This is a genomic window from Caballeronia jiangsuensis, from assembly GCF_046030135.1.
In the GTDB taxonomy this organism is placed as follows: domain Bacteria; phylum Pseudomonadota; class Gammaproteobacteria; order Burkholderiales; family Burkholderiaceae; genus Caballeronia; species Caballeronia jiangsuensis.
Map to the genome: position 1 here is coordinate 1 of NZ_JAQQDB010000078.1, position 12,272 is coordinate 12,272.

Sequence of the window (12,272 nt, forward strand, 5' to 3'; positions counted from 1 at the left end):
GTTTCTTTGGTTACTTTCTTTGCAGCAGCAAAGAAAGTGACTGCCGCCCCGCATAGGGGCAACACAAATAGACCGACACGAAACCGGGATCCAGCGAAAAAACCCCAAACCACCCCTACCCCAAGATCGCATCCCGCAAAGTCAAAGTCCCAAACCCCCGATCCGCCGCCGCCCGCAAGACCGTATCGAGCGCAGCCAACACAACGGGTACGCCATGCACATCCCTCGCAGCGTGCCCATCATGAACGAGCAGGATATCGCCCGCAGCGAACCCATCGAGCAAACGCCCCGCAACGAGCGCCGCATCACCCGTGCGCGTGTCGAAGCCGCGCCGCGTCCAACTCGCGAGATGAAGCCCCAGACCGCACAGCACCGGTTCGAGAAACGGATTGCGCAATCCCGCTGGCGCGCGAAAGAACAGCGGCCGAGTGCCCGCGATATCGCCGAGGGTCGTTTGCGCCGCGTCGATTTCCCGCCGCATAGCTCCCGGCCCCATCAGCGAAAAATTGTGCCGATGCCGCTGGCTGTGATTCTCCACCGCATGTCCACGCGCGACGATCGCCTCGACGATGCGCGGATGTTCCCGCGCGCGCTCCCCGATGCAGAAAAACGTCGCGCGTGCGCGATGCGCGTCGAGCAGATCGAGCACGCGCGGGGTGACGTCGGGGTCGGGACCGTCGTCGATCGTGATCGCGATGGACGCGCCCGCCGATTCCGGCAGCGTCGTCCAGTTGTGGCCGAGCAGCGCGCTGCGCGGCCAAAGTCCCGCCGCCGTCAGCGCGAGATGCGACGCGATCACGCCGCCCGCCGCCCACGGCCACGTCGCGGGCGATACGGCGAGCGCCGCGAGCGCGCCCGCGTGCACGACTGCCGCGCCGCTGATCAAAGGCGTCGGAGTCCAGCGACGCGGCTGGCCGGGCGCGTTCATCGCGAAAATCCGGAACGCGGCGCGAGGATCGCCGAGAACAGCAGCGCGAGAATCGCGCCGGGGCCGATCGTCAGTCCGAAGGTCTTGAGCATCGGCACGCTGGAAAGCGCGAGCAGCCCGAAACCGAGCACGGTCGCGAGATTCGCGATCACGAGCGACACGAGCGTTTGCGGGGAAATCGCGTTGTCTTCGGCGTGCGCGCGATAGTTGAAGAAGAGCGCGTAGTTCGAGCCGACCGCGACGATCAGCAGCATGCCGATCAGATGCAGAATCGTCAGCGACTTGCCCGCGAGCGCGAGCCCCGCGATCACGACGATCACCGCCGCGACGAGCGGCGCGAGCGTGCGCGCCGCGCGCACCGGCGAGCGCAGCGCGAGCACCAGCAGCACGACGATCGCGGCGAATCCGCCGAGCGACAGGCGAATGTCCTCGTGCACGTAGTTCTGATAGAGACGGTCCGCCTCGGCTTTCATATCGACGAACAGCGCGTCCGGCACCTGTGACGCCGTCACCGCCGCGCGAATCTTCTGCGCCTCCACGTCCGAGCCTTCGGCCGCGCGCAAGGGCAGCATCGCCGTCCAGTGGCCGTCGCGTTGCGTGAGCAGCGAGTCGACGGCGAGCGCCATCGACGTGCCCTGCAGATCGGCGCGACGCAGCAACGGCCGCGTGCGGGCCGCTTCGGCATCGGCGATGAACGGCTCGAAGACTTCGGGCTTCACGCGGATCGTCTGATCGCGCAGCGCGACGGCGAGACGCGTGCGCAATTCCCCGGCCGAAGGCAGGCTCGCGAGACGCGCGCGCTGTGCGGCGTCGCTCGGCAGATAGCGCGCCGGACTTTCATAACCGGCGATCACGTGCGCATCGACGAGCGGCTGCAACCGACGCGCGACCGCTTCCGCCCGTTCGAGCGCCGCCTGCTCGTTCGCCGCCGACACCACGACGAGATAGCGCACGTCCGGTGCACCGACGTCGGCGCGCAGACGTTCATCGAGATCCTGGCTCGCCTTTGGAACCGGACTCAGCGCGGCCAACTCCTGACTCCAGAGCCCGTGTCTGTGCATGAACAAGGTGGCGACCGCCGCCAACAACAACACCACGAGCGCCGCGCGCAAACGCGACGCATGGCCGGCGACGCGCGCGAGCCGATTGCCGAGGCGCGAGACGTCGCGGATCGCAAAGCCTTGCGGCAACGCATGCGGCAGCACGAAACGCGTGACGATGCCCGCCGTCGATAAACCGACGATCGAATACAGCCCGAGTTGCACGAGGCCCGGAAAGCCGGAGAAGAGCATCGATGCGAAGCCGCAGATCGACGTCAGCACGCCGAGGCGGATCGTCGGCCAGAAGCTCGCGACCCAGTCCTTCAGCGATTCGCGCCGCGCGACGCCCGCCGATTGCACGAAGAGATAGATCGAATAATCGACGGCCTCGCCGATCAGCGTCGTGCCGAAACCGAGCGTGAGTCCATGCACGGTGCCGAACGCGAGGCTCACGGCGGCGACGCCCGCGGCCACGCCGGACAGCACCGGCATCAGACCGAGCAGCAAAGTGGGCACCGAGCGATACACCGCCAGGAGCAGCACGACGATCAGCACGATGCTCGCCGCCGACAGCCAGCGCACGTCGTGCATGATCGTGTCGCGTGTTTCCACGGCGAATACGCCCGGTCCCGTCATCAGCAGCCGATACGATGCGCCCGGCGCGGCTTGCGCAAACGCATCGCGGATCGCGGCCATCGCGCTGGCTTGCGCATCGGTGTCGGAACCGGCGCTCGCGGTCTGCGCGAGCAGCACGGCGCGCTGGCCGTCGCGCGATGCCCATACGCCATCCTGCATCGAAGGCTGCGCGCCGCTGTCCAGTTGACTGACGAGCGCGGTGACTTCGCCGGTCGGGTCGTGCGGCAGCAAGTCCTTCGTCATCATCCCGGCAGAAGAGCTCAGCAGATCGAGGCTATCGGCGAGCGCGTCTTTCAGGCCGGCGCCGCTGAAGCGCTCGGGCGTCACCGCGGGACTCAACTGATAGCGATGCTCGAAAACGAAACGCTCGTCGCGCGCCGCTCCGACCGGCTCGCCGTTGTTGATCGCGGAGAAGCGCTTGTCCGCGCGCAGCTTGGCCGCGACCTTGCGCGAGACATCGGCGCGGCCGTTCGCATCGCCGCCTTCGATGCCGACGAGAATCAGCCGCGAAACGAGCCCGTCGCGCAGTTGCTCGACGAGCACGCGTTGTTGTTCGCTGGGCGAGCGCGGCAGGAAAGCGGAGAGATCGGCGGAAAAGTTCGTACGCGCGATGACGCCCAGGCACACCGCGAGAAAGCACAGCCAGACGATGACCGCAGGCTGACGAAGGACAGCGCGCATGCCGGGTTCAGTGCGCCGACGCGTCTTGCAGGCGCATGAGCGAGCGATCGCCATCGGCCTGCTTGATCTCGACGCGCGCGAGCGCCGCGCCGCTGCCCGCGAGCGTGATCGAACTGACTTTCTGCTTCATGCGCGAATCGATCGGCACGAGCGTCATCGTCCAGTCGTTGCCCTTTCCGTCGATCGACACCTTGTACGCGTTCTCCAGCGCGAAACGGTTGCCCGCGAGCGTCGCGCGGATGCTCTCGATGAACGCGCCCAGTTCCGGATAGTTGCGCAGCGGAATCGTCACCTTGCGGCCGTTGCGATCGACGGTGAGCATGTCGCCATCGACGACGAGATTCTCAGGCTTGGGGCTGACCGTATGCTTTTCCAGATGATCGGGCGCGACGAACACCAGTTCGCCCGACGATTCGAGCGGCTCCTGCGCGATCTTCAGATAGCGCGTTTCGGTGAACTGCGCGCGCCCGGATTTTTTCGCGCCAAGCGTGTTCATCAGGCGATCGAGCGTCCAGGGTGCATCGGCGGCAAAAGTCGGTGCCGACATGACGCACAGCACGGCGGCGGTCAGCACCGCGGAGAAAACTCGCATAAGCTCAGGAATCCTTCGTGACTTCTCGCAGACGGGCGCCGGCCGCGCGCGCTTGCGCCGGTTCCTGCACGGCGTTCGCCTGCCAGAAGTCGAAATAGTTGAACCAGTTGTACGGCGCCGCGCGGCAATATTTTTCGAGCAGCGCGACGTAGCGCGTGAGTGCGGCATCGACGGCGGCGGCGCGCTCGCCGCGCCCGGTCTTCGAAAAATCCGCGAGGGTTTCGAAGTGGATATCGTAGCTGTTGCCGCCGAGATACAGCCCCGTCATGAAGACGACCGGACGCCGCAACACCGCCGCCATATGCAGCGGCCCGAGCGGAAACGCGGCCGGCGCGCCGAGGAATTCGCGTTCCTTGAGCGCGTCGCCCGCCTGACGCAGCGTGCGATCCGCGAGAATGCCGACGAGCGTGCCTGCATCGAGCCGTTCGCGCACCTTCAGCATCGCATCGACCTTGCCGAGCCCGATCACGTCGTGATGCGCGGCAGGATTCACGGCGGCGAGGATCGCGTTGATCTTGCGCGCGTTTTCTTCGTACATGGTGATCGCGATGCGGATATGCGGCTGCGCCCGCCCGATCGCGCGCACCACCTCGAAGCTGCCGAGATGCGCGCCCATCAGGAACGCGCCGTGTCCGTCGGCGAGCGCGGCCTCGACATCCTCGACGCCATGCGTGCGGATATCGAACAGATCGAAGCGTTCGTTGAGCAGATAGATGCGGTCGTGAATCGTCGACGCGAACGAGAACACATGTCGATAACCATCGCGCCAGCCCGCATGGCGGCCGAGCGCGCGATTCAGATAAGCGCGCGACGCACGCCGCGCGCGCGGCGCGAACACCACGAAATACGCAGCGATGATCCGCAGCAACACGCGCCCGATGCGCCGCCCGAAGCGCAGCGACACCCACGTCATGAAGCGCAGCAACGCGAGGTTGCTGCGTTCCTGGCGCTCGGCCCAGTCGTCGCGGTTGCGCGGCTCGTTCACGATGCTTGCGTGTTGTTGTCGATCATGCCGACGGCGCCGCTCGCCACCGCGCGAACGCCCGCGCGAATCGTGAAGCGGATCGCGCCGCTCGCGGACGTTTCGTACGTGATGTCGAGCGCTTCGCCGGGAGCGGCCGGGCTGAGGAATTTCGCCGATTCGATCCTGCATGCGCCGAAGTTCTTTCCGAGCGCGGAACCGATCGCGTCGAGCGCGTGATCGAGCAGCACGACGCCCGGCACGATCGGGCGTCCGGGGAAATGCCCGGCGAGCGCGGGATGTTCCGGCGGCACGGTGAAGCTCAGCGCGGCGCGGCGGCTGCGTTCCTGTTCGATCAACTGCGTCAGCACTTCGCGCGGCAGCTTGCCGGTCGCGTTGCGCGGCAGCGAATCGACGAACAGCAGCGGACGCGGCATGAACGCGGCGTCGATGCGCTCGCGCAACGCGCGCTGCAAGTCCGCCGCCGTAAGCTCCCGCGCCACGACGAGCGCCATCAGACGGCGCACGGTTTCGCTGTCGGCGGGGCTTTCGTCGGGCATGTAGAACACGCCGTCGATCACGCCGGGCACCGCGTTCAACTGATGATTCAGATACGCGAGCGACGTGCGCTTGCCCGCGATATTGATGAGATCGGCCTTGCGCCCATGCAGCAGAAAATGCGTGCCGTCGATGAGTTCGAGCGCGTCGCCCATCGGCACCGGCACTTCGACGTGGCCGCCGGATGCCCACATCGTCGGTTCGCCGGAGTCGTCGGCGCGCGGCGTCAGGGCGATGTCCGGAAACAGTTCCCACGCGGCCGTGTGCGCGGTGCGGCGCGTCGCGATCTGGCCGGTTTCGGTGCTGCCGTAGATTTCCATCAGCGGCGCGTCGAGGCGCGCTTCGGCGTCGAGCGCGAGCTTTTCCGCAAGCGGCGCGGTCGCCGACAGCACGAGCGACGCGCGCGGCAACGCTTCCTCGTTCGCGAACAGCGCGCGCAGATGAATCGGCGAGCTGACGAGCACGCGCGGCTCGGGCACGGCGGCGAGTTCCGCGCGGATATCGACGGGATAGAACGGCTGGCGGGTGCTGAACGCGAGGCCGCCGAGCAGCGCGAGCAGCACCGTCGATTCGAAGCCGTACATGTGCTGCGGCGGCACGGTGCCGATGAGCGTCGCGCGTGCCTCGCCGAGCAGGCCGAGACGCGCCGCCGCCGCGCGCACGTTCTTCACCAGAAAGCCCCACGTCTTGCGATGCGGCACCGGCACGCCCGTCGAACCCGACGTAAACACGTAGGCGACGACGCGCGCGCCGTCGATGTGCGGCACATGCGCCTCGCCCGTCAAACGGGACGCTGCGCTTGGCGGATACCGGAAACGCGGCAGGTCGATCGCGCAATCGTCGTTGTCGTGCAGGCAAAACGCGTCCGGCGCGAACGAGGCGAGGGCGCGCACCATTTCGGGCGTATGCGTCGAGGGCAACAGGCTCGTCTTGCCCGCGACGAGCGTCGCGCACAGGCTCACCGTGAAGCGATAGCGGTCCGTGCAGACGTTGAATACATGTCCGCCTTCGGGCAGCGCATCGGCGAGCGCCTGCACGTCGGCGAGAAACTCGCGCACGGTGACGGGCACGCCGTCGCGCCAGGCGATCGTCTGATCCGGCGACGAATGGAAAACCAGCGGAAAGGTCTGCATGTGCGATGAATTCGACGACATTACTGCGCCCCGCCGCGACGCATCTGCATCGACTGCGTGTAGGCGCGCACGGCGTCCATGATGCTCGACGGCTCCATGTCCGGCAGCGCGATGCGGCGGCACGCGTACTCGGCGACGAACATCAGCCCGACGAGCGGCAGCGCGAGATAGTTGGCGAACGTGGACCACGCGACGATCGATGCGCACGCGAACAGCACCGTCGACACGAACGCGGTCGCGACGAAGAAGAGCGTCCACGCCAGCGTGACGCGCCGCGTATAGCGCACGACACGCGCTTCGATCTGGCCGTGGACCATCGTCGCGAACTGGGTGCAAAGCGGCTCGCGGCCATGAACGAGCGTGCGGCCGAACATCCACGCGAGCGCGAGGTTGAAGCTCGCGTGTTCGAGCCACAAACCCCAGCCGAAATGCGCGGTGAGCGGCGCGCGCCCGAGCCATAACGCGACGCACGCGAGCGCCCACAGCGGCAGCAGCCAGCCGCGCGCGGGCGAACGCACGACGGCGTTCAGCGCGATGAGCAGGATCGGCGCGAGGACGAGCGCGAGCCCGAGACCGTGCGCGCCCGGCGTGGACGCGGCATGATGCGCGGCAAGCTGGTAAGCGGCGATCGCACCGACGCCGCCCGCCGCGCGAAGAAAGCGCGCTGCGTTCATCGGCGTGCTCCGCTTGCGCGCGGTGCGCCTGAAAGAAGGAAAGAGGTACGCAACATGGAATGCGGCTGCGGCGTTCTCTTCAGAACGCTCCGTAATTGAACAAAAACCCGGCAGTCGCCCGCCTGACGATCATTTTCCCGCGCGCCTACGCGCCCGGTCTGTAACCGATTGTTCGATGATCTTACATTCGTCAGACCGGCGGATTTTACCCTACGCACGCAGGGGTCCCGCCCAGCGGCGAAACCGCTGATTTTTCTCAGAAATATCGCGGTCCGGCGCATCTCCCGACCGGTTACCTTTCCTACTAGGCGTCCCAGAGGGCTTCGTCTAGAATTTCGCCACTAGCAATTATCTCGATAACAGGCAGCCGGTGGCGTGCGGGGTACGCGGGGCGCACGTCTTACGAGCCGCCCTTGCGCGCGTTTCTGGCTGGTCTGCACATACGATGAACGAACTGGAAAGAGAGCTCGCCGAGCTGATCGTCGCCGAATTGAATCTCGAGGACGTCGATCCCAAGGCCGTCTCGGCCGACACGCGTTTGTATGAAGAAGGTTTCGGGCTCGATTCCATCGACATCCTGGAGATAGCGCTCCTGATTTCGAAGAAATACGGCTTCGAGCTGCGCTCGGACAATCCGGACAATCAGAAGATCTTCGCGAGTCTCGGCGCGCTCGCCGCGCACGTCGCGGCGCATCGCACTCGATAACGCGCGGCGTCAGCCCCGACAGCCGCTGTCATGCAAGTGAAATCCGCCGCATCGAGACTGAAGGACGCGCACGCTCGTGCGCTCGCCGATGCGGCCGCGCAACACGGAATACGGACTGGCGCAATGCAATCGATGACGGAAACCAGGCCATGCGCGCGCTCGTGACAGGCGGCAGCGGCGCGATCGGACAAGCCGTCGGCCGCTCGCTGGGCGCGGCCGGACACGAAGTCTGGATTCACGCGAACGGCGGCATCGAACGCGCTGAAAGCTGCGCGCAAGCAATTCGCGCGGCGGGCGGCACGGCGCATGCAATCGCCTTCGACGTGACCGATCCCGACGCCACCGACGCCGCGATCGCGCGCATCCTGGCCGACGGCCCGGTGCAGATTCTGGTGAACAACGCGGGCATCCACGACGATGCGCCGATGGCCGGCATGACGCGCCAGCAATGGAAACGCGTGCTCGACGTGACGCTCGACGGTTTTTTCAACGTCACGCAGCCGCTTCTGATGCCGATGATCCGCACGCGCTGGGGGCGTATCGTCAACATGTCGTCGCTGTCGGGGCTGATGGGCAATCGCGGGCAGGTGAACTACGCGGCCGCCAAGGCGGGCCTGATCGGCGCGACGCGCGCGCTCGCGCAGGAACTCGCGTCGCGCGGCATCACGGTGAACGCGGTGGCGCCGGGCGTCATCGATTCGCCAATGCTCGGTAACGCTTTTCCGCCCGAGCGCATCAAGCAACTGGTGCCGGCGCAGCGTGCGGGCACGGCGGAGGAAATCGCGGGCATGGTCGCGTATCTGGTGTCGGACGCGGCGGCTTATGTCACAGGGCAGGTTCTGTCGATCAACGGCGGAATCGCTTGAATCGGATCGAAAGGAGTGGAATGAGCGAAGCGACGCAAACCTGGGACGTGGCGGTGATCGGCGGCGGACCTGCCGGATCGACCGCGGCGACGCTGCTCGCGGACCGCGGCTATCGCGTGCGGGTGCTGGAGAAGGCGCGGCATCCGCGCTTTCATATCGGTGAATCGCTTTTGCCGGCGAATCTGCGGCTCTTCGAACGGCTCGGCGTCGCCGATGACGTGCGCGCGATCGGCATGGTCAAGCTCGCGGCCGAGTTCGTCTCGCCGCAGCACGACAATCGTATGCAGCGCTTTCTCTTCGCCGATGCCTGGGACAAGTCGATGCCGAGCGCGTATCAGGTGCGCCGCTCCGAACTCGACGAAATCCTGCTGCGCAACGCGGCGAAACACGGCGCGCACGTGAGCGAAGGCTGCCGCGCGCGCGATGTCGTGTTCGCGGCGGATGGCGCCAGCGCGACGATCGCCGCCGAGCACGACGATGGCCGTATCGAGGAAGTGCGCGCGCGTTTCGTCGTCGATGCATCGGGGCGCGACACGCTGCTCGCGAATCATTTCAAGACCAAGCGCCGCAACGAGCGCCACAATTCGTCGGCGCTGTACGGCCATTTCAGGAATGCCCGCCGCAACGATGGCCAGAACGAAGGCAACATCACCGTGTTCTGGTTCGAGCACGGCTGGTTCTGGTTCATCCCGCTCGCGGACGGCGCGACGAGCATCGGCGCGGTCGTGTGGCCCGCGTATCTGAAGCGGCGTCCGAAGGGCACGTCGCTCGAAACGTTCTTCCGCGAGACCATCGCGCTGTGTGCGCCGCTCGCCGAGCGCCTGAAAGATGCCGAACTGATCAGCGAAGTCCACGCGACGGGCAACTACGCGTACACCGGCGACATGACGCACGGCCGCAACTTCCTCTTGCTCGGCGATGCGTTCGCGTTCATCGACCCGGTGTTCTCGTCGGGCGTGATGCTCGCGATGCAAAGCGCGTTCGCGGGCGCGGAAGCGATTGACGCAGCGCTTTCGAATCCCGCCGATGCGCCCGCCGCGCTCGCGAAGTTCGACCGCGACGTGCGTCACGGCCCGCGCGAGTTTTCGTGGTTTATCTACCGCATGACCTCGCCGACGATGCGCGATCTCTTCATGGGCCCGAGAAACCCGCTGCGCATGAAGGAAGCGCTCTTGTCGCTGCTCGCGGGCGATATCTTCGGCACGACGCCGATCTGGCGTTCGCTGCGCGCGTTCAAGGGCATCTATTACATTACGGCCGCGCTCGACTGGCGCAATTCGCTGCGCGCGTACCGCCAGCGACGCCGCAATCTGAGCGACGCGAAACGCGCGGAGCTATCGGCCAATTGATCACGATGCAGGGATTTCGTTCGTCGCGCCTTGCGCCCCTGATGTTGCTCGCCGCGAGCACGGTTGCGTGCGCCGATGAAGCGCCGCCACCGAGCAAGCCGTTGTGGGAGGTCGGCGTCGGCATGGGCGTGGCGGGCTTTCCGCACTATCCAGGCTCGGACCAGACGCGCGCGTGGGTCTTTCCGTTTCCCTACGTGATCTATCGCGGCAAGTTCTTCCGCGCCGATCGCGACGGCGTGCGCGGCCAGTTGCTCGACACCGATCGCATCAACTTCAATATCAGCCTGCTCGGTTCGCTGCCCGTGTCCAGCCGCGACGACAACGCGCGCGCCGGCATGCCCGATCTCAAGCCGACGATCGAAATCGGTCCGTCGATGGAAGTGCACCTGTGGCGCTCGCCGTCGCGCGACACGTTGCTCGATCTGCGCCTGCCGGTGCGCATGGGCATCACGCTGGAATCGTCGCCGAAGACGGTCGGCTGGCAGTTCGAGCCGAACCTGAATCTCGATCTGGTCGATGTCGCGGGCGTGTCGGGACTGCGCGTCGGCATGCTCGCCGGACCGATGTTCGCCGACGGCAAATACAGCGACCACTACTACACGGTCGCGCCGCAATACGCGACGCCCGGCCGTCCCGCGTTCCAGGCGAACGGCGGCTACGCGGGCACGCAGGCGCTCGTGTCGATGTCGCGGCGCTTCAGCCGTTACTGGGTCGGCGCGTTCATGCGCTATGCGAACCTCGCCGGCGCGAGCTTCGCCGACAGCCCGCTCGTGCGGCAAAAGAGCGTGCTCTCGGGCGGCGTGGCGGTGGCGTGGGTGTTCGGACAGTCGTCGAAAATGGTGGCGAGCGATGAGTGACGCCCATCGGAAAATCGGCGGCGCGGGCGAACGGATTTCGCTGGGCCGCGCGCTCGAATCCGCGTGGCAATGCGTGGCGTTCTATTTCGCGCTCGTCGTGCTGGCGCTCGTGTGCCTCGCGTGGTTTCCGTTCGCGTGGATTCTGCGGCGCGTGCTTTCCGCCGATACCGGGCGGCGCGTCGGACGCAGCGTCGTGCAGCGTGTGTGGCAGGGTTATTTCGTGCTCCTGCGCACGCTCGGCGCGTGCCGCTTCGATCTCTCCGAACTCGATTCGCTCGCGGGCCAGTCCGCGATGATCCTCGCGCCGAATCATCCTTGCCTGCTCGATGCGCTGCTGATCGCGTCGCGCGTTCCCGATACGTGTTGCGTGATGAAGGGCGATGTCGCCGGGAACGTGTTTCTCGGGCCGGGCGCGCTGCTCGCGGGGTATATCGTCAACGATACGCCGGTCGGGTTGATTCGCGCTGCGGTTGCCGAATTGCAGCGGGGCTCGCCGCTTCTGCTGTTTCCCGAAGGCACGCGCACGGAGCATGCGTCGGTGAATCCGCTGAAGGGCGGCATCGCGTTGATCGCCGGGCGCGCGCAGGTGCCGGTGCAGACGCTCATCATCGAGACGGATTCGGGCTTTCTTGGCAAGGGCTGGCAGATTTTTAGAAAGCCTGCGCTGCCTATTACTTATCGCGTGACGCTTGGGCGCCGGTTTGCGCCGCCGGGGCGGGATCATGCTGCGCTGCAGGCGTTTATCGGTGAATTGCAGCGGTTTTATGCGGGGGAAGTTGATACGCTTCGGGCGCGGGATTGAGTGGGGTTGAAGGGCTTGCCTAGGCTTTCGGTGGAACTCGTGTTCGTGTCGGTTTATTAGCACTGCCCCTCCCCGGGGCGGGGGTTACTTTCTTTGCTGCTGCAAAGAAAGTAACCAAAGAAAGCAGCTCGTTCAGGCCCGCGGTCACACGCAGTTTGGCCATGCTTGCCAGCCATCGATGGCACTCGCCTAAGTGTCGCCCTCGAAGGACTAACCGGGCTAGGCTCGCGCACGGTCTGACACATCGCGCCGCTTGCGTCACTGGTTCAGCACGAAATGGCTCCGTCCCGCTTCGCGGCCGATGGGTCAATCGGGTTTGCATGTGCTTCTTCTCGACGGTTCCCCTCGCATACCCAACGGCAGCGCGTAGCGCTGTGCCGAAGCTATTTGGTGCTGAACCAGCACCCTGAAACGTCTGCGGCGGCAGACCGTGCGCGAGCCGAGCCCGATTGGACCTTCGAGCGCGACACTTAGAAGCCGTTGCGGAAT

The 12,272-nt window shown here is 66.1% G+C and carries 11 protein-coding genes; 5 read left to right on the top strand and 6 right to left on the bottom strand.

Features of this window, described 5'->3' with window-relative positions:
* Nucleotides 1-115 precede the first annotated feature (115 nt).
* From PQR08_RS38035 to PQR08_RS38060, 6 genes are all read right to left on the bottom strand, one after another.
* The gene (locus PQR08_RS38035; RefSeq protein ID WP_250486158.1) at nt 116-928 is read right to left on the bottom strand and encodes a polysaccharide deacetylase family protein; all 813 of its coding nucleotides are present in this window, start codon (nt 926-928) and stop codon (nt 116-118) included.
* The gene (locus PQR08_RS38040) at nt 925-3,285 is read right to left on the bottom strand and encodes an MMPL family transporter (protein ID WP_250486159.1); all 2,361 of its coding nucleotides are present in this window, start codon (nt 3,283-3,285) and stop codon (nt 925-927) included. Before PQR08_RS38040 ends, PQR08_RS38035 begins: the two co-directional genes overlap by 4 nt.
* A 7-nt stretch (nt 3,286-3,292) precedes the next feature.
* Nucleotides 3,293-3,877: a LolA family protein gene (locus PQR08_RS38045; RefSeq protein ID WP_187604281.1), complete on the bottom strand. Its 585-nt coding sequence runs from the start codon at nt 3,875-3,877 to the stop codon at nt 3,293-3,295.
* Between the two features lie 4 nt (nt 3,878-3,881).
* On the bottom strand, nt 3,882-4,790 hold the full coding sequence (locus PQR08_RS38050; RefSeq protein WP_284509128.1) for a lysophospholipid acyltransferase family protein: 909 nt from the start codon (nt 4,788-4,790) through the stop codon (nt 3,882-3,884).
* 68 nt (nt 4,791-4,858) lie between these two features.
* The gene (locus PQR08_RS38055; protein WP_250486161.1) at nt 4,859-6,529 is read right to left on the bottom strand and encodes an ApeI family dehydratase; all 1,671 of its coding nucleotides are present in this window, start codon (nt 6,527-6,529) and stop codon (nt 4,859-4,861) included.
* Nucleotides 6,530-6,549: 20 nt separating this feature from the next.
* Nucleotides 6,550-7,203 carry a COG4648 family protein gene (locus tag PQR08_RS38060; protein WP_250486162.1) on the bottom strand — a complete coding sequence of 218 codons (654 nt, stop codon included), beginning with the start codon at nt 7,201-7,203 and terminating at the stop codon, nt 6,550-6,552.
* A 445-nt stretch (nt 7,204-7,648) separates the two neighbouring features.
* Between PQR08_RS38060 and PQR08_RS38065 the strand changes: the two genes are divergently transcribed.
* The 5 genes from PQR08_RS38065 to PQR08_RS38085 all read left to right on the top strand — a co-directional run bounded on the left by PQR08_RS38065 (nt 7,649) and on the right by PQR08_RS38085 (nt 11,783).
* Nucleotides 7,649-7,909 carry a phosphopantetheine-binding protein gene (locus PQR08_RS38065; protein WP_008348277.1) on the top strand — a complete coding sequence of 87 codons (261 nt, stop codon included), beginning with the start codon at nt 7,649-7,651 and terminating at the stop codon, nt 7,907-7,909.
* A 149-nt stretch (nt 7,910-8,058) separates the two neighbouring features.
* Nucleotides 8,059-8,775 (top strand): 3-oxoacyl-ACP reductase FabG, encoded by a 717-nt coding sequence (gene fabG, locus PQR08_RS38070; protein WP_187604285.1) that lies wholly within the window; start codon nt 8,059-8,061, stop codon nt 8,773-8,775.
* Between the two features lie 20 nt (nt 8,776-8,795).
* Entirely contained in the window at nt 8,796-10,124 is a 1,329-nt protein-coding gene (locus tag PQR08_RS38075) for an NAD(P)/FAD-dependent oxidoreductase (RefSeq protein ID WP_250486163.1), read from the top strand.
* Nucleotides 10,125-10,129: 5 nt separating this feature from the next.
* Nucleotides 10,130-10,981: a MipA/OmpV family protein gene (locus PQR08_RS38080; protein ID WP_250486170.1), complete on the top strand. Its 852-nt coding sequence runs from the start codon at nt 10,130-10,132 to the stop codon at nt 10,979-10,981.
* Nucleotides 10,974-11,783 (top strand): lysophospholipid acyltransferase family protein, encoded by an 810-nt coding sequence (locus PQR08_RS38085; RefSeq protein WP_250486164.1) that lies wholly within the window; start codon nt 10,974-10,976, stop codon nt 11,781-11,783. Before PQR08_RS38080 ends, PQR08_RS38085 begins: the two co-directional genes overlap by 8 nt.
* The last annotated feature ends 489 nt before the right edge of the window (nt 11,784-12,272 follow it).